Genomic DNA, 22709 nt, shown 5'->3' with positions numbered 1-22709 from the left:
CACCTGTCGACTACCAAATCGCCATGTCGTCTCGCTGTCAGGCAGGATGGTGGGACACGATCGGGAGGACCGAAACACGATGATGCGGATGCTGGTGGGAATCGCCGCCGGGTACGTGCTCGGAACCAAGGCCGGTCGCGGCCGGTACGAGCAGATCAGCCGCGGCGCGAAGGCGGTGGCGTCGAGCCCTGCCACGAAGAAGGTGCTCAAGACCGGCCGGCAGAAGCTGTCCGAGTCGCTCAGTACGGAACCGAAGATGGAGCAGCTGCGGCCGATCGACGAGCAGACGGTGTTCGTCCCTCGTGATCACTTAAAACGCGGGTAACTCCGCGTCGGCAGTGCTGCCCACGGCCTGCTCCAGCAGGCTGCGACGGTACTGCTCGAGGGCGATGAGATCGCCGAACAGGGCGTTGTACTCGTCGGGTTTGTCGACGGGCGACATGCGCTGCAGCTTGGACTTCAGCTCGGCAACCTGTCGCCCCACCCACACTTCCTGCAGTCTGGCCAGGACTCCCGAGATGTAGCGCGGGACAGACTCTTCCGCGACGGGCATCGACTCGACGGCAAGCTCGGTGACGAGCGAGCGGAGGCCGCGCGTCTCGGCCCGGTTCCCGACGGCTTCGAGCCAGTCGCTTCCCCCGAGCCCGGCTGCAGTGCCGCCGGCTTCGCGCACCGAATCGGCGACGGCCGAGTACGCCGGGTGCCCGAACGTCTCGGGCGGAAGCGAGTCGAACACGGACCCGGCGATCTCCGGGTGCTGCATGACGGCCTTCAACGCCTCGCGCTGTGGCCAGAGCGTCGGGTCGGTCCGGTTGGGGTGGGGCATGGTGACCGGCGCGGCAGGCTCCGGTTCCTCGGTGCGCCCGGCTGGGCGTCGCAGTTGCTGCTTGGCAGCCGACCCGCCGCCCTTGGCGATCCTTGCCGCCTCGTCGCGGACACGATTGACGACCATCTTCTCGTCGATCCAGCCGACCCAGCCGGACAATCTGGTGGCGTAGTTGTCGCGCAGTGCACGGTCTTTCATCTGCGCAACCATCGGGACGGCCCGTCGAAGCGCTTCGACCTGGCCCTCTGCGGTGTCGAGGTTGCACTCGGCCAGGGCGCCCTTGATGGCGAACTCGAACAGCGGCGTGCGGCGCGCCACGAGGTCACGGACGGCGGCGTCGCCCTTCTTCTGGCGCAGATCGCACGGGTCCATGCCGTCGGGGGCCACCGCGATGAACGTCTGCCCCGCCAGCTTCTGATCACCGGAGAACGCCTTCATGGCCGCGGCCTGACCGGCGGCGTCACCGTCGAAGGTGTAGATGATCTCCCCGCGCCAGAACTTGTCGTCCATCAGCAACCGGCGCAGGAGCGAGAGGTGTTCGTCGCCGAATGCGGTGCCACAGGCCGCAACGGCGGTCTTGACGCCGGCCTGATGCATCGCCATGACGTCGGTGTAACCCTCGACGACGACGGCCTGGTGACCCTTCGCGATGTCACGCTTGGCCAGGTCGAGACCGAAGAGAACCTGAGACTTCTTGTACAGCAACGTTTCCGGCGTATTGACGTACTTGCCGGGCATCGTGTCGTCGTCGAACAATTTGCGCGCGCCGAAGCCGATCACGTCACCGGCCAGGTTGCGGATGGGCCAGAGCAATCGGCGATGGAAGCGGTCGATCGGCCCTCGCTTGCCCTGCCGCGACAGACCGGCCGCTTCGAGCTCCTTGAACTCGAAACCCTTCTGCTGCAAGTGTTTCGTGAGAGTATCCCACCCGTCGGGGGCATACCCGCAGCCGAATTCGAGTGCCGCAGCGCCGTCGAAGTTGCGCTCGGTGAGGTAGTCACGAGCGGCTTGAGCGTCGGGACCTTTGAGCCGCTCCGCGTAGAACGCTTGGGCTGCGGCATTGGCCGCGACGAGGCGCGACCGGGTCCCGCGGTCGCGCTGAACGGACGTTCCGCCACCCTCGTAGGAGATCTGGTAGCCGAGCCGATCGGCCATCTGTTCCACGGACTCGACGAAGCTGATGTGCTCGATCTTTTGCAGGAACGTGTAGACGTCCCCGCCCTCACCGCACCCGAAGCAATGGAACGTGCCGTGGTTGGGCCGCACGTGGAACGACGGGGACTTCTCGTCGTGGAACGGGCACAACCCCATCATCGAATCGCCACGCGGTGCCTTCAGCGCCACGTACTCACCCACGATGTCCTCGATGCGAGCGCGGTCGCGAATGGCGGCTACATCGCGTTCGGGAATTCGGCCTGCCACTCCCCCAGTCTAGAGCTCACCACAGACAGCCTCAGCCCCAGCTCGCTTGTGCTCCCAGGCTCGCTTTGTCGACGCGTTCGAGTCGCGTCTCGGTGTACGACGCAATCTGATCGACCACCACACGGGTGCGCCCGGCGTCGTCGTCGGCCGCGTTCCACGCGGGCGTGAAGATCGGGTCCAACCCGACGGGCGCCGAGTGCAACAACCACTGCGCGACGCGATGAATTCGGTCCCGTTGGCGATCCTGCCGAGTCCGATGCCCCTCGTCCGACATCACGTAGCGCAACGCCATCGTCTTGAGGAGCGCCACTTCGGCGCGGACGAGCGGCGGGACCACCAGGTTCGCGTCGTAGCGGCGAAGAGGCACGTCCCGCCGGGTGCTGCTGACGGCGGCCGTGGTGAAGCGCCCGACCAGTTCGCTCGTGAGCCGCTTGAGCGCGACCGAGCTGGTCAGGGTGCCGTCGTAGCCGGTCGCGTCGGCGACGACGGGCATCTCGGACAGCCGTCCGGCGGCCTCGGCCAGATCGTCCGCGACCAGACCGCGGAATTCGAGGGTGCCCAAATCGGCCAAGGCGCGCTGTTCGGCGGGATCGGCCAGCGAGCGCAGGTCGATGCGACCGGCGATGATGCCGTCCTCGACGTCGTGCACCGAGTAGGCGACGTCGTCGGCCCAGTCCATGGCCTGCGCCTCGAGGCACTGCGAGCGTTCGGGAGCGCCGTCGCGAACCCAGGCCAAAATGTCTGCGTCGTCGTCGTAGGCGCCGAACTTCGCGCCGGGCTCGGGGCGCGTCCAGGGGTACTTGATCGCCGAGTCCAGCGCGGCACGGGTCAAGTTGAGACCCGCGCTCGCGCCGTCTGGCGCCAGCACCTTCGGCTCCAGCGACGTGAGGATGCGTAGGTTCTGCGCGTTGCCTTCGAAGCCGCCGCAGTTCGCCGCGACCTCGTCGAGGGCCCGCTCTCCGTTGTGGCCGTACGGCGGATGCCCGATGTCGTGCGCCAGACCCGCGAGGTCGACGAGGTCAGGATCGCAGCCCAGACCGTCGGCGATGCTACGGCCGATCTGCGCCACCTCGAGCGAGTGCGTCAACCGCGTGCGCGGTGTGTCCCCGTCGCGCGGTCCGGTGACCTGAGTCTTGTCGGCGAGCCGGCGCAGCGCAGCCGAATGCAGCACCCGTGCGCGGTCGCGGGCAAGGTCGCTGCGATGGGCGGCGCGCTCGTTCGAGTCGGGCAGGCCTGCGGTCTTCGGGTGTTCGGCGACGACGCGTTCGAGATCGTGTTCGGAGTAGCTCACTGGCTGGCCGTGTACTGGAAATCGGCCGAGAAATGGGTGAGCTGGTACCACAGCAACGCTGCTGTCTCCCTTGTGATTCCGTGGATCTGCGACTCGCGGGTGAAGACGGCCGGTCCCTGCCGGGTCGGGGCGGTCCACGCCTCGAGACCCGCATCGCGTGCCATCGTCCGAGTGCGCAGCGAATGCCAGGGGTCGCTCACCAGCGTCACCCGGTTGACGCCGCGGGCACCGAGCTCGGCAGCCACCGCCTCGATGCTGCGCAGAGTGTCCGATCCTTCTTCGACGGCGACGACCGCGTCCGACGGAACACCCTGCGCCTCCAGATACGTCTTGCCGGACGCCGCCTCGGTGTAGTTGTCGCCGATCTGCTTGCCACCGACGGTGACGATGGTCGGAGCCACTCCGGCCTGATACAGCTTGAGGGCCTGCTCGAGCCGCGCTTCGAAGACCGACGACGGTGTTCCGTCGTACTGCGCGGCGCCGAGCACAACGATGGCGTCGGACGGGGTGTAGTCGTCGCCGCGGGCCACCTGCCACACCCGAGCCGCGGTACCGGCCACGAGGACCACCGCGATCAGCACCACACCCACGATCAACCGACCGGTCCAGCGCGCCAGGGTGCCGCCGAACCCGAGACGTTCGGGCCGGGGCGATCTCCCGTAGTCGGGATCGGTGGCGGTGTTCACGCGGTCGATTGTGCCAGCTTCGTCAGAGCCACCCGTTGAGGTCGGCTGTGCGCGCCGCCTCGGTCCGCGTCGTCGCCCCGGTCTTGCCGATGGCGGACGAGAGGTGGTTGCGGACGGTTCCTTCCGACAGGTGCAGTTCCTTCGCGATGGCCGATGCCGTCGCACCGGTTGCCGCCGCGGTCAGTACCTGACGCTCGCGGCTGGTCAACGGCGACGTTCCGGACGTCAAGGTCTCGGTGGCAAGCGTCGGGTCGATGACACGCAGACCCATGTGCACGCGCCGCACCGCGTCGGCGAGCTGGCGCGCCGGGGTGTCCTTGACCACGAATCCCGACGCTCCCGCGTCGAGCGCCCGGCGGACGTATCCAGGGCGTCCGAACGTGGTGACGATGAGTACTCGGCAGGACGGAAGAGCATGTCGCAACACCGAAGTCGCTTCGATGCCGTCCATTCCGGGCATCTCCACGTCGAGCAGCGCCACATCCGGTGCGGATCGTTGTGCCGCGGCCAGCACCTCGTCGCCGCGCCCCACCTCGGCCACCACCTCGAGATCGTCTTCGAGTCCGAGAAGCGCTGCGAGTGCACCCCGCACCAACCCCTGGTCGTCGGCGAGCAGCAATCTGATCACGGCGCCTCCACAATGACGCGAAACCCGCCGCCCGCCGCCCCGGCGGTGAGGACGGTGCCCGCCCGGTCGGCTCGGTGCCTCAACCCGCGCAGTCCGTTGCCCGTGTCGTCACCCGGATCGGAACCCTTTCCGTCGTCGACGATCTCGATCCGTGACGGTTCGACAGTGATGCAGCAGCGGGACGCTCCGCTGTGCCGGACGACGTTGGTGACCGACTCCCGCACCGTCCAGGCGAACACCTCACGAAAGTTGCTCTCGGCGTCCGTCGCCGCTCCGATCAGCACCAAGTCGATACCCGCCGCATCGAGAGCCGTTCTGGCGTGGATCAATTCGACGTCCAGAGTGACCGTGCGCAACCCACCCACCGTGGCCCTGACGTCGCTCAAGGCGGTCCGCGCCAGGGCCTCGACCTCGGCGATCTCCCGCGTCGCCCGCAGCGGATCGAGGTCCACGAGCCGGCCCGCGAGTTCTGCCTTGACCGTGATGACGGTCAAGGTGTGGCCGAGGATGTCGTGCACGTCGCGGCCCAACCGTTCGCGCTCCTCGACCACCGCGAGGTCTGCGATGCGCTGACGCGCACGCTGCAGTTCGATGTTGCGCACGATCAATTGTCCGACACCCCACGCGGCGAGGCTGGCCACCAACAACGACAACACCGTTCCGTCGTCCGCGCTCCATCCCGGCACGATGCGCGGAAGAACGACGAAAGCCGCTGCGGACGCGGCGATCACGACGGCAGCCTGCGCCAGTGGCAGCGTGAACACGGCCATCACCGCGATGTAGACGCCACCGGCCAGGATCGATTCGCGCGCAACGGGAGCCGCGGGGACCAGCAGTATCACCAAGGCACCCAGCAGCATCCACTGACGCGAGGGGGATGCAATCGGACCTTTGGCGATGCGAGACCGGAATTCGGCGAAGCTGAGCAGGTATGTCGCCGCGAACAGCACCAGCGACAGCAGTGCCGTGGCCCGACGCGCAACCGAGACGTCCGATTCGACGATCGTGCGAACCGGATCGAACAGGTATACGAGCCAGATCGCGCTGAAGAACCAGCCCCGCCGCAGCCCCCGACGGAGGCGGTCCGCGTCCGTCTCCGGATCGCCTCCCGCCTCCGCCATCGCTTCGGTGATGCGCTCGCTCAGCGGCGCACCTGCTGCGGATTTCGACCGGCCTCCGGCCTGCCCGGTGGATTTCGACCGGCCTCCGGCCTGCCCGGTAGATTTCGACCGGCCTCCGGCCTGCCCGGTGGCACTCACACCCGCGCCGTGTCCCGCCGAAACAGTTCGCGTGCACCCAGGGCGAAGACGACGGACCAGAACACGAGGTTGATCACCGCGGCGACGAGGGAACTCGTGGTGTTCTCCCCCAGCGGTGCGCGCGCGAGCGTGGCCACACCGTAGGTGGGGAAGAACTTCGACGCCGTTTCGAACCATCCGGTGGGCGGAACGAACAGTCCACCGGCGAAGGACAGCACTGCGAGGCCCGGACCGAGTATCTGCATCACGTTCTCCGACGGGAGCAGGTATCCCATGAACAACCCGAACGCGGCGAACACGATGGAAGTGAGCCACGCGATCAGGAAACACGCCACCCAAGCCGCTGCGGGAAGCTTCGCCCCGAAGAACGCGCCGACTGCGAAAACGACTGCGACGGCCATGATTCCGAGCACCATGGCGATCACGATCTTCGTCGCGATGTACGCGGCGGGTTTGAGCGGCGTCAGGCGCAGTTGCCTGCTCCAGCCGAGGCCTCGCTCGATGGCCACGGTCGCACCACCGCTGGTGGTGGCCAGCATCCCGCCGTAGACAGCCATGCTGACCATGATGTAGCCGGTGACGTTCGCTTGGCCGTAGGGCTGCGTCTTGTAATCCGACTGCAGTCCGAAGATGAGAAAGAACATGGGCGGCAACAACAGTGTGAAGACCAGGGTCCTCTTGTTGCGCATCATGCGTTTGAGCTCGAGCATCAGGAACGGGAGCGAGAACCCACCGCGAGGCGGCAACGATCGGTCGACGGACTGGATGCTCATGCGGGACTCCCTGCTTTCTCGGCTGCGGAGGTCTCGGATGCGGTCAGTGTGAGGAACGCATCCTCGAGGTTGTGGGCGACGATCTCCACGTCGTGTGCGCCGGTGCGCGTGAGGAGGAACCGCGCCACGTCGTCGGAGCTGTTGGTGTGCACGAAGATTCGATCACCTCGCACCTCGACGGTGTCGGCGCCGGGCACGTCTCGGATCTCGTGGTGCCGATCCTGTGGCAACACGGCACTGACCGTTCTTCCGGACGCCAGGTTCTTGACCTCCGCCGCGGAACCGTCGGCGACGATCTTGCCCTGGCGCACCAACACGATTCGGTCGGCGTACGCATCCGCTTCGTCCAGGTAGTGCGTCGCGAACAGGACGGTGCGCCCCCGCGCCGAGTCCTCGCGCATGGCCCGCCAGAAGTCGCGTCGGCCTTCCACGTCCATGCCCGTGGTGGGTTCGTCGAGCACGATCAGGTCCGGGTTGGGCAGCAAGGCCAGCGCGAATCGCAGCCGCTGCTGCTGACCGCCGGAACACTTGCCCACCATCCGGCCGGCGATGTCTGCGATCCCGGCGCGTTCGAGTACCTCCGAGACCGGCCTGGTGCTGACGAACAGTGCACCGACCAGCTGCACCGTCTCCTCCACGGTGAGGTCCTTGAGCAGACCGCCGCTCTGCATCACCGCCGAGACCCGGCCGGTCGCGACGGCCTCTTCGGGCGGACGACCGAAGAGCCGCACGGCCCCCGAATCGGGCGTGGCGAGGCCCAACAGCATGTCGATCGTGGTCGTCTTGCCGGCGCCGTTCGGCCCCAGGAACGCCACGATCTCACCGGGTTGGATCGTGAGGTCGATGCCGTCCACGGCCTGGACGGGGTCACCGCCCTTCACCGAGAAGCGCTTGTGGAGATCGACGAGTTCGATCGCTGGTGTGGTCATGGGTACCACTGTGACCTGTCGGCGGCTTCGACGCCTCGTCCGGCCGTCACGATCGCGCCGTGACAACTGTCATGGGCGGTAGATTCACGATCATGAGTTCTCCGGTTCCGCGTCGGCGCGGTCGCTGTTCGGTTCGGCTGTTCGCGCTGACCTTCCTCACGATGCTGCTCGGACTGGTCGGCGCCCCTTCGGCATGGGCCGATGCACCCGTGCGTCTTCCCAACCAGATCACCGACGTCGTCGGCGCTCTGGACGGCAGCACGGCCGACGTCCAGTCCGCGATCGACGATCTGTACGACGCGCACCGCGTGCGGTTGTGGGTGGTGTTCGTCGCCGATTTCGACAACCTGGACAATGAGGAATGGGCGCAGCAGACGTCCGCTCTGAGCGACCTCGGTGTGAACGACGTCTTGATGACCGTCGCCACCGTCGACCGTTCCTACGCGATCGACGTTCCGCAGCAGCTGACGTCGGTGACCGATCAGGAGCTGACGGATCTTCGCACCGACGCCATCGAACCTGCTCTCGGACAAGATGATTGGGCCGGGGCAGCGATTGCCGCCGCGGGCGGACTCTCGGACGACATCGCCACCGACACGACGTCGACCAGTTCGACCGGGCTGTGGATCACGGTCGGCGTGGTCGTGGTGATCGCCGTCCTGGTCTTCCTGTTTCTGCGCCGCAGACGCAAGGCCAAGCTGCTCGCCGCCGTCGAGTCCGCCAAGTCCATCGACGAAACCGATCCCGCCGCACTCGCGACCCTCCCGATGGAAGTACTCGACGAGCGCGCCAAGGCAATTCTCGTCGAAACCGACAACGCCATCCGGACCAGCGCCGACGAGCTCGAGACGGCGCGCGGTGAACTGGGTGACGCCGCGGCGAAACCGTTTCTGCAGGCGCTCGACGGGGCCAAATCGGCTCTCGCCAGCGCCTTCACGATCAGGCAGCGGCTCGACGATGCGATTCCGGAGACGCCGCAGCAGCGCCGCGACATGCTCACCGAGCTGGTGCGATCCTGCGCCGAGGCGGACCGCCGGCTCGACGAGCAGGTCGACGCGTTCGACAATGTCCGCGACCTGCTCATCGACGCCCCGAATCGACTGGACGCGCTGACGCGAGATCAGGTCGCGCTGAGGGTGCGCATTCCCGAGTCGCAGACTGTGCTCGACGCACTGAACGCACGATTCCCGGCGAGCACGGTGGCGCCGGTTGCCCACAACGTCGAGCTGGCGTCCGGACAGATCGCCTTCGCCGAGGAGAACATCGACGCAGGTCGCACCGCCGCCGCCCTGCCCGTCGGTCAGCAGGGTCCGGTGGTCGCGGCCGTGCGTACGGCCGAGAGCGCCCTGACGCAGGCGCGCACTCTCCTCGATGCGGTCGACCACGCGGAGAGCGACATTGCGAACGCAATTGCCTCTCTGCCTGCGGCGATGAAGGACGTGCAAGCCGACATCCGGACCGCCGAACAACTTGCCGCGCACGGCGGCGCACCTCTGGCCGCAGCCAAGGATGCAGCGGCAGCGGCACTGGCACGTGCCGAGACGTCCAAGGACAGCGATCCTCTCGGGAGCATGAACGCCATCGTGGCCGCCGACTCGCAACTCGATTCCCTGCTCGCCGCGGCGGCCGAGTCCAAAACGCAACGCGAGCACGCCGCCCAACGCCTCGCGCACGACATCGACGCCGCCGCCGCCCAGGTGCGCGCCGCCGGTGACTTCATCTCGACGCGGCGCGGTGCCATCGGCGCCGAAGCACGCACGAGACTGTCGGAAGCGGAGCGCAACCTGGCCGCGGCGCGGCAACTCGCGACGACGGACCCGTCTCGCGCTCTTCAACATGCCGGAGCAGCAACGCAATACGCGTCGTCGGCGTCGCAGGTCGCTCAATCCGAAGTCGAGCAATGGGACACCCGCCAGCGGGTGCAGGGCGGGTATCAGGGCCGGTCGATGGGGTCTCAGGCCGGTGGGATCCTCGCGGGCGTCCTCATCGACAGTGTGTTGCGCGGCGGACTCGGAGGCGGACGGTCCTACGGCAACCGGGGAAGCGGTGGCTTCGGTGGTTTCGGCGGCGGACCCGGCTCGTTCGGTGGTTCCTCCAGCTCGGGTCGCATCGGGCGGACCTCCGGTGGCCGCTTCTAGGATCGCCGCCGTAGGGGCGGTTCTCGTGCTGGTGCTGACCGGCTGCGGGGGCGCACCTGCCCCTGCACCCCCATCCGAGATATCGGCGTCGGCGTATCGCTCACGTGTGGACGACGCGACCGGCGGACAGTTTCAGATCACCGTCACCAACACGGGTGAGCGGCCCGTCGACGTGCATTCCATCGCCCTCGACTCCCCCGGTTTCGACTCGGTGCCCCCGTCGGTGCGGGACGTGCAGTTGCAGCAGGGAAGCCGCATCGACATCCCCACGCTCTACGGCGCAGCGGTGTGCGATTCCAGCGTCGAACCCCTCTCGGCCCGCCTGTCCGTCACCCGCGAGGGCGAGCCGCAACGGGACGTCGACGTTCCGCTGGACCAGCCTTACGACATCATCGACCGCATTCACTCCGAGGAATGCACCGCCGAGCGCGTCGAGTCGGAAGTGACTCTGACGCTGTCGATCTCGGCACCGCCCGCGGTCTCCACCGATCCGCTGAACGCGAGTCTCGAGGTGACGCGAGGGAAGTTCGACGGGCCCATCCGCGTCGACGAACTGGCCGGAAGCCTCCTCTACGGCCTGAAGGCCGATCTCCCCGAGACCCTCGATGCGAACACCGACTCGGTGACGGTTCCGCTGACGATCACCACCGCATCGTGCGAGGCACACGTCATCGCAGATTCGAAGAAGCCCTTCGTCTTTCCGATCTACCTCGCGTTCGGTGACGACAAGCCGGTGTATGCGCGCATCCCCGTGCCGACCGAGCTGCAGCGTCAGCTGGTGGCGTATCAGGGGATGGCGTGCCGACGTTGAATCAGGCCCCGATCAACCTCGACGCAAGATATCCCTCGACCTGATCGAGCGCGACTCGTTCTTGCGCCATGCTGTCCCGCTCGCGAATGGTGACGGCCTGGTCGTCGAGCGTGTCGAAGTCGACCGTGATGCAGAACGGCGTACCGATCTCGTCCTGGCGACGGTATCGGCGGCCGATGGCGCCGGCGTCGTCGAATTCGACGTTCCAGTGCTGACGCAGCGCTGCCGCAAGGTCTTTCGCCTTCGGAGTCAGATCCGCGTTTCGACTGAGCGGCAGCACCGCTGCCTTCACGGGCGACAGACGACGGTCCAGACGCAGCACGGTGCGCTTGTCCACACCGCCCTTCGAGTTGGGCGCCTCGTCCTCGTGATACGCGTCGACCAAGAACGCCATGAGCGAACGGGTCAGTCCCGCAGCAGGTTCGATGACGTACGGCGTGTAGCGCTCGTCGCCCGCCTGGTCGTAGAAACTGAGATCGGTGCCCGAATGCTTCGAGTGCGTCGAGAGGTCGAAATCGGTGCGGTTGGCGACGCCTTCGAGTTCGCCCCATGCGCTGCCCTGGAACTCGAAGCGGTACTCGATGTCCACGGTGCGCTTGGAGTAGTGCGACAGCTTTTCCTTCGCATGCTCGTAGAGCCGCAGGTTTTCCGGGTCGATGCCGAGATCGGTGTACCACTTCATGCGGTAGTCGATCCAATACTGGTGCCACTCTTCGTCTTCGCCGGGCTTGACGAAGAATTCCATCTCCATCTGCTCGAACTCACGGGTGCGGAAGATGAAGTTGCCGGGCGTGATCTCGTTGCGGAAACTCTTACCGATCTGGCCGATGCCGAACGGCGGCTTCTTGCGCGACGTGGTCAGCACGTTCGCGAAGTTGACGAAGATGCCCTGCGCCGTCTCCGGGCGGAGGTAGTGCAGGCCCTTCTCGTCGTCGACCGGGCCGAGGAAGGTCTTGAGCAAGCCGGAGAACGCGCGCGGCTCGGTCCAGCTTCCGGGCTCACCGGTTTCCGGGTCACGGATGTCCGCGAGGCCGTTCTCGGGCGGGTGGCCGTGCTTCTCCTCGTACGCCTCGATGAGGTGGTCGGCGCGGTAGCGCTTGTGCGTGTGCAGCGACTCGACGAGAGGATCCGAGAACGTCTCGACGTGACCCGACGCCTCCCACACCTCGCGCGGAAGGATGACGGACGAGTCGAGGCCGACGACGTCGTCGCGACTGGTGACCATGTTCCGCCACCATTGCCGCTTGATGTTCTCCTTGAGTTCGACGCCGAGCGGGCCGTAGTCCCATGCCGATTTGGTTCCGCCATAGATCTCGCCGCACGGGAACACGAGTCCCCTGCGCTTCGCGAGGTTGGCAACGGTATCGATCTTGGACTTCGGTGCCACGGGGCTAGCTCTCCATCGTCTGTGTCTCAAAGGTCTGGGGACTTGATGTCCGCTCACACTATCGGGCCGAGTTGACATGCACGAACCTGCATATCAAAATGGTTATGGTTTGCAATAAGGAAGCGGGGTCATATGCAGGACGAGACGATCATCGAACTGGAGACACACGAGGTCAATCCCTTCGTACCCGCTCCACCTGCGCCGCTACCGCCCAAGGAGACCCTCGCCGCAGCCGGCGACATCCTGCGAGCACTCGCCGCGCCCGTGCGCATCGCGATCGTGCTGCAACTACGCGAGTCCGAGCGGTGCGTGCACGAGTTGGTGGGTGCCCTCGGAGTCACGCAACCCCTCATCAGCCAGCACCTGCGCGTTCTGAAGTCCGCCGGGGTGGTGCACGGGGAACGCAACGGGCGCGAGGTCATGTACCGGCTCGTCGACGACCACCTTTCGCACATCGTCGTCGACGCCGTTGCGCACGCCGAGGAAGGGTGACGGCGATGACCCCCGACAGATCCGACACCGAGGTCACCACCGTGCGCCGCCCCATCGGAGTACGGACCACCAAACAACGCAACGCCATCTCGGACCTCCTCGACACCATCGACGAGTTCAAGTCCGCCCAGGATCTGCACGACGAACTGCGCAAACGTGGAGCCGGCATCGGTCTGACCACCGTCTACCGAACCTTGCAGACCCTGGCCGACGCGGGCACGGTCGACGTTCTGCGCACCGATTCCGGCGAGTCCGTGTACCGACGGTGTTCCACCGGTCACCACCATCACCTGGTGTGCCGCCAGTGCGGCTTCACCGTCGAGGTCGAGGGCGCGGCCGTCGAAGCCTGGACCCACAAGATCGCCGACGACAACGGTTTCACCGACGTCCAGCACACCGCAGAAATCTTCGGCACCTGCACGGAGTGCGCGCAGAACTGACCTACAGCGCGTCGCGAAACTCCGTCAGGAACGGAGACGGCGACCGCTGACGTGCTCGCCACGACCGCACCAGCCACATCTCGATCAACTCGGCGCGCACTCCCGCCTGGCGGGACCACCCCGACAGCACCTCGCAGTACTTCAGATACCGCTTCACGGTGATTCCGGTCGCCGCAGGTTTCTCTACCCACCCGAGGTGCACCAGCTCGCACAACGCCTGTTCGTCCACGAGCTGCGGCCGGTCGATCATGGCGTCGGAGCCGGCTGCCCACGCGAACAACGACAGGGTGACTGGTCCGAATCCGGGTGCCTTCGGCCAGCCGGACCACTGCCGCTGCGGACCTAGGTCGAACAATGCGGGCGGGCAACGACACTGATCCAGAGCCGACTCGATGCGCTCGAACGGTGCGTCCTTGCCCTCGTCGGAGAAGTCGCGAGCGTCGGCGAACCGTTTGGCTTTGGTGCGTGCACGGTTTCCGATGAGCCAGGCGGCGCACAGGTACAGAGTCGTCAAATCCATTCGCGGAGAGAGACGCTGGGTCGCGAGATCACCGCGTCGGATGTACGCGATGCCCGTGTCGGTATCGAAACCGGCGTACGACCCGGCGTGCAGTTCTGCCGGGATCGAGGCCGCCCGTAACCGCGTGTTCCACCAGTCCAGGTCGACCTCGGACTGGTCCCCGAGAACGTCGTATTCGTACGAACGCGCGCGACACCATTCGATGCATGCTTCCGGTAGTGCAGGTTCCCCAACCCATGCTGTCATGAGCGAGATGATGACAGACGGCACCGACACTGCCGCCGATCGAAATTCGGGGAGTGCGACCATGTGCCCATGCTGATGACGCTTCGCTGGCTCGTACGACTGATCGGGACTCGGCACGGCAATGCCGCGATCGGGAAGCCGTACACGACGACCTTCCGCGTCATGCCCTCGGACTTGGACATCCTGATGCACATGAACAACGGCCGGTATCTGTCCGTGCTCGACGCGGGGCGCACCTCGTACCTCGTGAAGACCGGTCTGTGGCGACAGTTGCGCGCTCGCACGTGGCACCCCGTGGTCGCGGCCCAGACCATCGTCTACCGGCGGTCGCTCACCTTCGGCACCAAGTACGACGTCCGAACCACCTTCGTCGGGTTCGACACGAAGAACGGCTACTTCGATCAGGCGTTCGTCGTCGACGGGCGCGAGTACGCATCCGCCGTCGTCGCCATCAGGTACCTCGACGGGTCCGGAGCATCGGTTCCGCCATCGGAAGTGCTTGCGCTGAACGGTGACTGGGCCCTTCCCGAAGTATTACCCGAGTGGGCGACGGCGCTGTCGGATGCGGTGCGACCGACGTCGGCGTGACCTGTCGATCTTCCCGATCGCAATCCTCGATCCGCACACGACGTAGACGAACGCGCACGGCTCGACGTGAGCCTATGTCCACACGGTGGTATCGCGAGCCGTCGTGATCTACCGCACCGGCCGATCACAACGGCCGTAGCCCCTCCCGCGCCTTCTCCACTCCCGAGAGCACCAGCACCAGCATCGTCATCAGCGGTTCGTCGTCCAACCCGGTCGCAGGGAACGCGTACCGCATCACGATGTCGCCGAGTTTCCCTGTCGACGTGATCGCAATGGAACCGAACTGCGACTCGGCATTTCGCTCCGCCACCTTCTTGTGCAATGCCGGCTTGATCGGCCGATCCCACGCCAACACCGCGGTCAGCGAGAGCACCTCCAAACCGGGCGAGAGAGCCAAGGCCCGCAGGGAGCACAGAGCTCCTGCGTACCCGAAACCCAGGGAACCGTCCTCGTTCACCGTGACGTCGGCGAAGTTCGTCAACGCCAACCGTGCCCGATCCTGCAGGGCCGCAACAGCTTCGTCCTCGCTCATTTCACACCACCGAATCGTCGATCACGTTGGGCGTACTCGAGGCACGCCGCCCACAGGTCCCGACGGTCGAAATCGGGGAACAGCTTCTCCTGAAACACCATCTCCGCGTACGCGGACTGCCACAGGAGAAAGTTCGACGTCCGCTGCTCGCCGGACGGCCGGAGGAACAGGTCGACATCGGGCATGTCCGCCTCGTCGAGATACTTCGCGACCGTCGCCTCGGTGATCTTGTCCGGGTTCAGTTCGCCCGCCACCGCTCGACGCGCGATTTCCTTCGCGGCGTCGGCAATCTCGGCTCGTCCGCCGTAGTTGACGCACATGGTCAGCGTCATCACGGTGTTGTCCTCGGTGAGCTCCTCGGCAACCTCGAGTTCCTTGATCACGCTGGCCCACAACCGAGGTCGACGTCCGGCCCATCGGACGCGTACACCCATCTCGTGCATCTCGTCGCGTCGGCGCCTGATCACGTCCCGGTTGAACCCCATCAAAAAGCGCACTTCGTCGGGACTGCGTCGCCAGTTCTCCGTCGAGAACGCGTAGGCGGACAGCCACGTCACGCCGATGTCGATGCACCCGCAGACGGTGTCCATGAGTACCGCTTCGCCACGTTCGTGACCCGCTGTACGGGGAAGCCCGCGATCCTGGGCCCAACGCCCGTTGCCGTCCATGACCAGCGCGACGTGGCGGGGAACGAACTGCGCGTCGATCTTCGGCGGAGTCGCGCCCGACGGGTGCGGGTCCGGTGGGCGGACGACCCTGTCAGGCCGAGCTTGCTCGCGTCGTCGAATCACGATCTTCATCCTGCACCAAGTCCCGCGTCAACAAACCGGGTACCTCGCCCTCCGACCGGCCTCCGGCCTGCCCGCCGCCCTCCGACCGGCCTCCGGCCTGCCCGCCGGTCCGATGCGCCCGATCCGTACTGCGCTCGATCAACGGCAGCGTCCGCAGCTTCCGCTCCAGGTGCCACTGCAGGTGCGCGGCCACCAGACCACTGGCCTGGCTGCGCACCGACTCCGAACTCGCGACTGCGCTGTCCCAGTCGCCCACCTGAAGCGCGTTCATCAAGTCCAGCACTCCGAGCGCGGGTGTCGATGCGCCCGGTGGGCGGCAGTGGATGCATACCGAGCCACCGGCCGCGACATGGAACGCGCGGTGCGGTCCGGGCGCGGCGCATTTCGCACACTCGTCGAGCGACGGCGCCCACCCGGCAAAATTCATCGAACGCAACAGGTAGGCGTCGAGAATCAACTCGCTCGGATGAACGTGAGTGCTCACCGCACGCAGCGCGCCGACCGTCAGGTGATGCAGGCGCGGCGCCGGTGCGTGCTCCTCGCCCGCGAGCCGTTCCGCAGTTTCCAAGATGGCGCACGCGGTGGTGTATCGGCCGTAGTCGGCGACGATGTCCCCGGCGAACGCGTCGATGGTCTGTACCTGCGTCACGATGTCGAGGTTGCGGCCCGGATAGAGCTGCACGTCGATGTGCGCGAACGGCTCGAGGCGCGCACCGAACTTCGACTTGGTGCGGCGAACACCCTTCGCCACCGCGCGCACCAGACCGGTGCGGCGAGTGAGCAGGGTGACGATGCGGTCGGCCTCGCCCAGCTTGTGCTGGCGCAACACCACAGCGTTGTCGCGGTACGGCCTCATGAGACCAGTATCCACCTACGCAGGGAAAGCAGCCTTCAGATTCTTCAGCGTCGTCGCGATGTTGCGACGCTGAAAGTCTGCGAACAACGACCCACGCGTGACGATCTTGTCGAACACGGTGGCGGCGAAGTCCGGCCACGGACGGTCGTCCGTCCACGTCTCGGTGACGCGGGTTCCGCCCTCGGCCTGCTCGAAGCGGTACTCCCAGGACGCGTTGCGTGCCTTCAGCCGCGGGCTCTTCACGCCGATGCCGTGGACGCGGAACGCGAACCGGCTGCCCGGATCCGCCGCGGTCACGGTGCACAAGGTCACCCACTGCGCGCCGCCGCGCTTGTTGCGGCCGACGAAGGTCATGCCCACGTAGGCCGCACCGCGGGCGTCGGTCACGGTGGCACCGCGGTTCTCCGGGCTCCACTCCCCCATGCGCGTCGGGTCGGAGACGGCGGCATACACGGACTGGGGATCAGCGGCGACGACGACACTGTCGCTGACGGTCTTGGAACGGCTCATGAACCACGACCCTACGCACCGAACAGCAGGCCCAGGACATACGTCGCCGCGGCAGCGCCGTAGCCGATCGCCAACTGCCGAAGCGCTCTCTTCAGCGGCGGTCCACCGCTGAGAAGTCCCACCACGACACCGGTTCCCAACAACGCGATGCCCACCAGAACCGCGGCGACGGCCAATGCCACGTACCCCTCGAGGCCGAACAGATAAGGCAGGACGGGGATGATGGCACCCGAGGCGAAGAAGCTGAAACTTGCTGCGGCAGCTCCCAACCCGGTTCCGACCGATTCGTGGTCGTCGGGCGCCGTGGTCTCGTCGTCACCGAAGGTATGGCCCCGGAGGACTTCTGCTGCTCGTGCATCGGCGTCCGCTGCCGACATTCCGCGGGCGCGGTACACCAGGCCCAGTTCGTTCGCGTCGACGTCGAGTTTCGGTACCGCATCTCGCGCCGACTCGGCGGGGTTCGACGCTTCGAGCAACTCGCGCTGCGACCGTACCGAGACGTACTCCCCTGCTCCCATCGACAGGGCCCCAGCCAGCAGGCCGGCGAGTCCGGTCAGGAGGACGAACTGATTCGACGCCCCGGATCCGCTGATACCGAGGACCAGCGCGAGGTTGCTGACCAACCCGTCGTTCGCTCCGAACACTGCCGCGCGAAACGTTCCCGACAGTCGACTGCGTCCACGCGCCGCGAGAGCACGGACCACCTCTTCGTGGATCTGTTCGTCGGCGGCCATAGCGGACGTGGCATCGGCGTCGGACGAGTACGGTGACCGCGTCTCGGCTCGTTGTGCGAGCGCCAGGACGAACACCGACCCGAACCGTCGGGCGAGAACCCGTAACATCCGCGCCTGGAGACCGCCGCGCCCCGGCTTGCCGACGTTGTCTCCCAGCAGCTTTCGCCAGTGCTCCTCGTGCCGTCCCTCCGCCTCGGCCAGCGCGAGAAGAATGTCGCGCTCCTCACCAGTACGCCGGCCGGCGAGGTCCCGGTACACAGCCGCTTCGGCACGTTCGTCGGCCAGGTACTGGCGCCAACGCCGGATGTCACGAGCGGACGGTGCTGTGTTCATGCCCAGATGATTCCCCGGCGTGGACGGTGAAGACCATTCGGGATACTGTTCGTTCGAACGAACAGGAGACCTGGTGACCACCACTGCCCCGTCCGGACTGACCGATCACCTCGACGCTCTCGCCGCCGGCACTCGGTCCGTCGACCTCGTCCAGCGCACCCTCGACCGGATCGACGACAGTCAACGCAGCCTCAACGCGTTCCGAGTGGTGCGACGCGACGCCGCGCTCGCCGACGCAGCCGACGCCGACCGCAGACGTGCCGCCGGCGACGACGCTCCCCTGCTCGGTGTACCCGTCGCGATCAAGGACGACACGGACATCATCGGCGAGACAACGGAATTCGGCTGTCCCGGTCTCTTCCGTCCCGCGACGGCCGATTCCGCTGTCGTCAGCAGACTCCGCGCTGCGGGCGCCGTGATCGTGGGTAAGACGACGACGCCGGAGATCGGTCAATGGCCGCTCACCGGTGGACATTTCGGGCAAACCCGCAACCCGTGGGGCCGCGAGCACACCCCCGGTGGGTCGTCCGGCGGCAGCGCGGCTGCAGTCGCGGCCGGTCTCGTGCCCGTCGCGCTCGGCTCCGACGGAGCCGGTTCCGTCCGGATTCCGGCGGCGTGGTGCAACCTCGTGGGCATCAAGCCCCAGCGCGGTCGCATCTCCTCCTACCCGGACCCCGAGTCGTTTCACGGCCTCACCGTCGTGGGACCGCTGGCCCGCACGGTCGCCGACGCAGCGCTGCTGTTGGACGTGCTCCAAGGATCGGTCGACGGCGACCTCCACCGGCCCGCCCCCACCACCGTGTCCGACGCGGTGGGCCGTGACCCCGGGTCGCTGCGCATTGCACTGTCGCTGCGATCGGCGTACGCCCCGTTCACCATCACCCTGGATCCCGACGTGCGGGCAGGCGTCTACCGCATCGCCGACGCGTTGCGCAGCCTCGGCCACCGCGTGTCCGTCGACGACCCCCACTACGGCGTCGTGGCCGGACTCGGGTTTCTGCCTCGATCGATGGCCGGAATCGCCGATTGGGTGGACCGATTGCCCGATACGACGGTCATCGACCCGCGAACCCGCGCCAACGCGCGGAACGGCAAGCTCGCCCGCGGCCGCGTTCTCCGCGTGGCACGGGCAGCAGAGCGGTTGGCGCAGAAGCAGATCGGTCGGATCTTCGATGCCTACGACATCGTGCTCGCACCCACCACCGCATCGTCTCCTCTGCCACTCGACGCCATCGACGGTCTGTCGAACTCGGCCACCGATCGCGTCGTCACCAGCGCCTGCCCGTACACCTGGCCGTGGAACGTCCTCGGGTGGCCCAGCGTCAACATCCCGGCCGGCTTCACCGGAGACCGGCTGCCGGTGGGCGTGCAATTGATGGGGCCGGACAGTTCCGAGCGGCTTCTCGTTTCCGTTGCCGCCCAACTCGAGTCAATTCTGCGCTGGGACGTGATCCGACCGGAGAAATGGTGGTGAGCGTCCGCGATCGCATTCTTGCGGCGACCCTCGACATCGTCGGCCGCGACGGCGTCGCCGCGGTCAGCAACCGGCGCATCGCTGCCGAGGCCGGCGTCGCGCTGGGCTCGGTCACCTACCATTTCGCAACCCAGACCGATCTGCTTCGGGCGGCGTTGCTGGGGTTCGTCGACGCCGAAACCTCGCGACTGGTGGAACTCGCCGAGCGATACCGGGATGCGGACCTGGACCTGGCCGGGGCCGCGGCGATGACCGAGCAGATCGCACTGGATCTGTCCGGGACCACCTACCAACTGGCCTCGTTCGAGATGTACATCCACGCCGGCCGAGATCCCGAATTGCGCTCCGCCGCAGCGGAATGTTTCGCCGCCTACGACCGTCTGGCCGTGACGATCCTCAACGGGCTCGGAGCAGCGGACCCGCACCGGCTGGCCCCCACGATGGTGGCAACCGTGACCGGCATCCAACTGCGGCGATTGGCGACGGGCGCGGTCCCCGTCGACATCACCGACGCCGTCGTCGCGCTGCTGCAGAGCGCAACCCGAGACGGGTCCGTCGACCACCCGATCTGAGTCGCGTCAGCAGTGCATACCCGCAATTCGTGCCCCTGGAAATCGAGAACGGTCGGGTTCGACTCGGCCACCGCGGGGCACACTGGAGACATGACGACGACGCACGACTCGCAGGATTACGACGAGGCCGACCTGTCCATCGAGAAGCCGAAGACGCACGCCGCGGGAATCACGGCCGTCGCGGTCTCGATGAAGCGGTCACTCGAGCGAATGGGCCCGACGCGCACGGCCAAGAGCCTGCTGAAGCTCAATCAGGCAGAGGGCTTCGACTGCATGAGCTGCGCGTGGCCCGACCCGGACCCCGGTCACCGCCACGCAGCCGAATTCTGCGAGAACGGCGCCAAGGCCGTGGCCGAGGAAGCGACGAAGAGGCGCGCAACTCCCGAGTTCTTCGCGCAGCATTCCATCGCGGACCTCGATTCCCACAGCGAACACTGGCTCGGTCAGCAGGGACGCATCACGCATCCGATGGTCAAACGGTCGGGCGGAACCCACTACGAGGCCATCGACTGGGACGAGGCCTTCACGCTGATCGGCGACCAGTTGAAGTCGCTCACCCCCGACGAGGCCACGTTCTACACCTCGGGTCGTGCATCCAACGAGTCCGCGTTCGTCTACCAACTCTTCGTCCGTGCGTACGGCACGAACAACCTTCCCGACTGTTCCAACATGTGTCACGAGTCCACCTCGTTCGCGCTGCAGGAGGCCATCGGTATCGGTAAGGCGAGCGTCACGTTGGACGATGTCTACGGCGCCGACCTGATCATCCTCGCCGGTCAGAACCCCGGCACTAACCACCCGCGCATGTTGTCCGCGCTCGAGAAGGCGAAACAGAACGGCGCGAAGATCATTGCGATCAACCCGTTGCGCGAAGCCGGGCTGATCAACTTCAAGAACCCGCAGACACCTCGCGGAATGGTCGGACCCGGAACGGATCTCGAGGATCTGCACCTTCCGATCCGCATCAACGGCGATTTGGCTCTGTTCCAGGCCATGGGCAAACTCCTGGTCGAGTGGGACGCACTCGATCACGAATTCATCGACAAGTACACCAACAACTTTCACCTGTGGAAGCAGCACGTCTCCGAGGTCGACTGGGCCGAGGTCGAGACCGTCACCGGCCTGACGCGGGCGCAGATCACCGAGGCCACGCAGATGCTGCGCGAGTCCAAAGGAACGGTGTTCTGCTGGGCAATGGGCATCACCCAGCATCAGAACGCGGTGAACACCATCAAGGAGATCACCAACCTCGCGTTCGCCCAGGGCAACATCGGTAAGCCCAATGCGGGCCTGTTCCCCGTCCGCGGACACTCGAACGTGCAGGGTGACCGCACCATGGGCATCTGGGAGCGTGCACCGAAGCACTTCCTCGACGCACTGGAGAAGGAATTCGGCTTCGACCCGCCCCGCGAGAACGGTCTCGACACGATCGACTCCATCCGCGCGATGCGTGACGGCAAGGTGCACTTCTTCCTCGGACTGGGTGGCAACTTCGCCCAGGCCGCGCCGGACACGAACATCACGTTCGACGCCATGCGCAACACGAAGATGACAGTGCACATCTCGACCAAGATCAACCGCTCGCATCTCGTGACCGGTGACGTGGCACTGATACTTCCGACGAAGGGCCGCACGGAGAAGGACATCCAAGCCGGCGGTCCGCAGTGGATCTCCGTGGAGGATTCGACGTGTTCCGTGCATTCCTCGCGCGGCCCGCTCGATCCGCCCAGCGCTCACGTCAAATCCGAGGTCGACATCCTCACCCGCATCGCGGAAGCCACCATCGGCGACCGATACGGGATCGAATGGAAGTCGTTCCGCGACGACTACCGCACCATCCGCGAGCACATCTCACGCGTCGTGCCGGGCTGTGAAGGCTACGAGGTCAACGTCCGTCGTCCGGGGGGATTCATTCTCCCGCACCCGCCGCGCGACTCGCGCACATTCCCGACCACGTCGGGCCTGGGCGAATTCTTCGTCTCACCCATCGATGCCCTGCAGGTGCCGCCGAAACATCTGCTTCTGCAGACCTTCCGGAGCCACGATCAGTTCAACACCACGATCTACGGTTTGAGCGATCGGTACCGCGGGATCGAGGGCGGACGGCGAGTCATCTTCGTCAACCGCGACGACGTCGCCGAACTGGGCTTTCGCGACGGCGACTTCGTCGACATCACCACCAAGTGGGACGACGACGACGTCGTCCGCGTGGCGGAGAACTTCCGAATCGTCGAGTACAAGACACCGAAGGGTTCCGCGGCGGCGTACTACCCGGAGACCAATCCGCTGGTGCCGCTCGATTCCAGTGCGACGGACAGCAATTGCCCGACGTCCAAGTCGATCATCGTGTCGTTGAGCCCTGCGAAGGCCGGATCCTCGACGACGTCTCAGGGTGGTCAGGACCGCGTCGGGTCGGACGAGGGACACAAGTCGCAGACCGAGCCCGAGCACCTGTCCTGACCCGCATAATC

The 22709-nt window shown here is 66.3% G+C and carries 23 protein-coding genes; 9 read left to right on the top strand and 14 right to left on the bottom strand.

Annotation, left to right across the window (positions count from 1 at the left end):
• The first annotated feature begins 79 nt into the window (after positions 1-79).
• On the top strand, positions 80-325 hold the full coding sequence (locus tag IEW02_RS08235; RefSeq protein ID WP_188544335.1) for a hypothetical protein: 246 nt from the start codon (positions 80-82) through the stop codon (positions 323-325).
• Here IEW02_RS08235 and dnaG read toward each other — a convergent pair.
• From dnaG to IEW02_RS08200, 7 genes are read right to left on the bottom strand one after another with little or no spacing between them, the layout of a single operon-like run.
• Positions 311-2248 (bottom strand): DNA primase, encoded by a 1938-nt coding sequence (gene dnaG / locus IEW02_RS08230; protein WP_188544334.1) that lies wholly within the window; start codon positions 2246-2248, stop codon positions 311-313. The two genes, IEW02_RS08235 and dnaG, sit on opposite strands and share 15 nt — an antisense overlap.
• Before the next feature lie 31 nt (positions 2249-2279).
• Positions 2280-3539 carry a deoxyguanosinetriphosphate triphosphohydrolase gene (locus IEW02_RS08225; protein ID WP_188544333.1) on the bottom strand — a complete coding sequence of 420 codons (1260 nt, stop codon included), beginning with the start codon at positions 3537-3539 and terminating at the stop codon, positions 2280-2282.
• On the bottom strand, positions 3536-4225 hold the full coding sequence (locus IEW02_RS08220) for a YdcF family protein (protein WP_188544332.1): 690 nt from the start codon (positions 4223-4225) through the stop codon (positions 3536-3538). Before IEW02_RS08220 ends, IEW02_RS08225 begins: the two co-directional genes overlap by 4 nt.
• A gap of 22 nt (positions 4226-4247) precedes the next feature.
• Complete coding sequence (locus IEW02_RS08215) at positions 4248-4853, bottom strand: response regulator transcription factor (protein ID WP_188544331.1); 606 nt, start codon at positions 4851-4853, stop codon at positions 4248-4250.
• Positions 4850-6112 carry a sensor histidine kinase gene (locus tag IEW02_RS08210; protein WP_188544330.1) on the bottom strand — a complete coding sequence of 421 codons (1263 nt, stop codon included), beginning with the start codon at positions 6110-6112 and terminating at the stop codon, positions 4850-4852. The genes IEW02_RS08215 and IEW02_RS08210 overlap by 4 nt, the downstream gene beginning before the upstream one ends.
• The gene (locus IEW02_RS08205; protein ID WP_188544329.1) at positions 6109-6885 is read right to left on the bottom strand and encodes an ABC transporter permease; all 777 of its coding nucleotides are present in this window, start codon (positions 6883-6885) and stop codon (positions 6109-6111) included. Before IEW02_RS08205 ends, IEW02_RS08210 begins: the two co-directional genes overlap by 4 nt.
• Entirely contained in the window at positions 6882-7814 is a 933-nt protein-coding gene (locus tag IEW02_RS08200) for an ABC transporter ATP-binding protein (protein WP_188544328.1), read from the bottom strand. Before IEW02_RS08200 ends, IEW02_RS08205 begins: the two co-directional genes overlap by 4 nt.
• A 92-nt stretch (positions 7815-7906) precedes the next feature.
• Here IEW02_RS08200 and IEW02_RS08195 point away from each other — a divergent pair, with 92 nt between their 5' ends.
• A complete protein-coding gene (locus IEW02_RS08195) occupies positions 7907-9952 on the top strand; it encodes a TPM domain-containing protein (RefSeq protein ID WP_229745888.1) in 2046 nt (681 codons plus the stop codon).
• The gene (locus tag IEW02_RS08190; RefSeq protein ID WP_188544327.1) at positions 9939-10763 is read left to right on the top strand and encodes a hypothetical protein; all 825 of its coding nucleotides are present in this window, start codon (positions 9939-9941) and stop codon (positions 10761-10763) included. Before IEW02_RS08195 ends, IEW02_RS08190 begins: the two co-directional genes overlap by 14 nt.
• Position 10764: 1 nt before the next feature.
• Here IEW02_RS08190 and IEW02_RS08185 read toward each other — a convergent pair whose 3' ends face one another.
• Positions 10765-12150 carry a glycine--tRNA ligase gene (locus IEW02_RS08185; RefSeq protein ID WP_188544326.1) on the bottom strand — a complete coding sequence of 462 codons (1386 nt, stop codon included), beginning with the start codon at positions 12148-12150 and terminating at the stop codon, positions 10765-10767.
• Positions 12151-12282: 132 nt separating this feature from the next.
• On the opposite strand from IEW02_RS08185, the gene IEW02_RS08180 reads away from it, so the two are divergent.
• Positions 12283-12642, top strand: coding sequence for an ArsR/SmtB family transcription factor (locus IEW02_RS08180; protein ID WP_188544325.1), 360 nt, complete (start codon positions 12283-12285; stop codon positions 12640-12642).
• A gap of 5 nt (positions 12643-12647) precedes the next feature.
• Positions 12648-13082 carry a Fur family transcriptional regulator gene (locus IEW02_RS08175; protein ID WP_188544324.1) on the top strand — a complete coding sequence of 145 codons (435 nt, stop codon included), beginning with the start codon at positions 12648-12650 and terminating at the stop codon, positions 13080-13082.
• 1 nt (position 13083) lies between these two features.
• On the opposite strand, the gene IEW02_RS08170 is transcribed toward IEW02_RS08175, so the two are convergent.
• Complete coding sequence (locus IEW02_RS08170) at positions 13084-13848, bottom strand: 8-oxoguanine DNA glycosylase OGG fold protein (RefSeq protein ID WP_188544323.1); 765 nt, start codon at positions 13846-13848, stop codon at positions 13084-13086.
• Positions 13849-13917: 69 nt separating this feature from the next.
• On the opposite strand from IEW02_RS08170, the gene IEW02_RS08165 reads away from it, so the two are divergent.
• A complete protein-coding gene (locus IEW02_RS08165) occupies positions 13918-14436 on the top strand; it encodes an acyl-CoA thioesterase (RefSeq protein ID WP_188544322.1) in 519 nt (172 codons plus the stop codon).
• Between the two features lie 124 nt (positions 14437-14560).
• On the opposite strand, the gene IEW02_RS08160 is transcribed toward IEW02_RS08165, so the two are convergent.
• From IEW02_RS08160 to IEW02_RS08140, 5 genes are read right to left on the bottom strand one after another with little or no spacing between them, the layout of a single operon-like run.
• Entirely contained in the window at positions 14561-14968 is a 408-nt protein-coding gene (locus IEW02_RS08160) for a YbjN domain-containing protein (RefSeq protein ID WP_188544321.1), read from the bottom strand.
• The gene (locus IEW02_RS08155; RefSeq protein ID WP_188544320.1) at positions 14965-15768 is read right to left on the bottom strand and encodes an isoprenyl transferase; all 804 of its coding nucleotides are present in this window, start codon (positions 15766-15768) and stop codon (positions 14965-14967) included. The genes IEW02_RS08160 and IEW02_RS08155 overlap by 4 nt, the downstream gene beginning before the upstream one ends.
• Entirely contained in the window at positions 15728-16615 is an 888-nt protein-coding gene (gene recO, locus IEW02_RS08150) for a DNA repair protein RecO (RefSeq protein WP_188544319.1), read from the bottom strand. The genes IEW02_RS08155 and recO overlap by 41 nt, the downstream gene beginning before the upstream one ends.
• 15 nt (positions 16616-16630) lie before the next feature.
• Positions 16631-17125, bottom strand: a complete 495-nt coding sequence (locus IEW02_RS08145; RefSeq protein WP_188544318.1) for an SRPBCC family protein — start codon at positions 17123-17125, stop codon at positions 16631-16633.
• Between the two features lie 11 nt (positions 17126-17136).
• A complete protein-coding gene (locus IEW02_RS08140) occupies positions 17137-18192 on the bottom strand; it encodes a VIT1/CCC1 transporter family protein (RefSeq protein WP_188544317.1) in 1056 nt (351 codons plus the stop codon).
• 73 nt (positions 18193-18265) lie between these two features.
• Here IEW02_RS08140 and IEW02_RS08135 point away from each other — a divergent pair, with 73 nt between their 5' ends.
• The 3 genes from IEW02_RS08135 to IEW02_RS08125 all read left to right on the top strand — a co-directional run bounded on the left by IEW02_RS08135 (position 18266) and on the right by IEW02_RS08125 (position 22698).
• Positions 18266-19666: an amidase gene (locus IEW02_RS08135; protein WP_308933166.1), complete on the top strand. Its 1401-nt coding sequence runs from the start codon at positions 18266-18268 to the stop codon at positions 19664-19666.
• Entirely contained in the window at positions 19657-20238 is a 582-nt protein-coding gene (locus IEW02_RS08130) for a TetR/AcrR family transcriptional regulator (protein WP_188544316.1), read from the top strand. The genes IEW02_RS08135 and IEW02_RS08130 overlap by 10 nt, the downstream gene beginning before the upstream one ends.
• Positions 20239-20328: 90 nt before the next feature.
• Complete coding sequence (locus tag IEW02_RS08125) at positions 20329-22698, top strand: FdhF/YdeP family oxidoreductase (RefSeq protein WP_188544315.1); 2370 nt, start codon at positions 20329-20331, stop codon at positions 22696-22698.
• The last annotated feature ends 11 nt before the right edge of the window (positions 22699-22709 follow it).

Origin of the sequence: Rhodococcoides trifolii (assembly GCF_014635345.1) — a bacterium.
GTDB lineage: Bacteria > Actinomycetota > Actinomycetes > Mycobacteriales > Mycobacteriaceae > Rhodococcoides > Rhodococcoides trifolii.
Note: the sequence above shows the minus strand (reverse complement) of the source record. Positions and strands in the feature narration are given on the sequence as shown.

Excerpts from the sequence above, each read along its gene's own strand:
- IEW02_RS08130 (WP_188544316.1), top strand. The coding sequence starts at position 19,657 with ATGGTGGTGAGCGTCCGCGATCGCATTCTTGCGGCGACCCTCGACATC.
- recO (WP_188544319.1), bottom strand. The coding sequence starts at position 16,615 with ATGAGGCCGTACCGCGACAACGCTGTGGTGTTGCGCCAGCACAAGCTG.
- IEW02_RS08195 (WP_229745888.1), top strand. The coding sequence starts at position 7,907 with ATGAGTTCTCCGGTTCCGCGTCGGCGCGGTCGCTGTTCGGTTCGGCTG.
- IEW02_RS08165 (WP_188544322.1), top strand. The coding sequence starts at position 13,918 with ATGCTGATGACGCTTCGCTGGCTCGTACGACTGATCGGGACTCGGCAC.
- IEW02_RS08160 (WP_188544321.1), bottom strand. The coding sequence starts at position 14,968 with ATGAGCGAGGACGAAGCTGTTGCGGCCCTGCAGGATCGGGCACGGTTG.
- IEW02_RS08180 (WP_188544325.1), top strand. The coding sequence starts at position 12,283 with ATGCAGGACGAGACGATCATCGAACTGGAGACACACGAGGTCAATCCC.
- IEW02_RS08145 (WP_188544318.1), bottom strand. The coding sequence starts at position 17,125 with ATGAGCCGTTCCAAGACCGTCAGCGACAGTGTCGTCGTCGCCGCTGAT.
- IEW02_RS08170 (WP_188544323.1), bottom strand. The coding sequence starts at position 13,848 with ATGACAGCATGGGTTGGGGAACCTGCACTACCGGAAGCATGCATCGAA.
- IEW02_RS08140 (WP_188544317.1), bottom strand. The coding sequence starts at position 18,192 with ATGAACACAGCACCGTCCGCTCGTGACATCCGGCGTTGGCGCCAGTAC.
- IEW02_RS08235 (WP_188544335.1), top strand. The coding sequence starts at position 80 with ATGATGCGGATGCTGGTGGGAATCGCCGCCGGGTACGTGCTCGGAACC.
- IEW02_RS08200 (WP_188544328.1), bottom strand. The coding sequence starts at position 7,814 with ATGACCACACCAGCGATCGAACTCGTCGATCTCCACAAGCGCTTCTCG.
- IEW02_RS08155 (WP_188544320.1), bottom strand. The coding sequence starts at position 15,768 with ATGAAGATCGTGATTCGACGACGCGAGCAAGCTCGGCCTGACAGGGTC.
- IEW02_RS08125 (WP_188544315.1), top strand. The coding sequence starts at position 20,329 with ATGACGACGACGCACGACTCGCAGGATTACGACGAGGCCGACCTGTCC.
- IEW02_RS08175 (WP_188544324.1), top strand. The coding sequence starts at position 12,648 with ATGACCCCCGACAGATCCGACACCGAGGTCACCACCGTGCGCCGCCCC.
- IEW02_RS08205 (WP_188544329.1), bottom strand. The coding sequence starts at position 6,885 with ATGAGCATCCAGTCCGTCGACCGATCGTTGCCGCCTCGCGGTGGGTTC.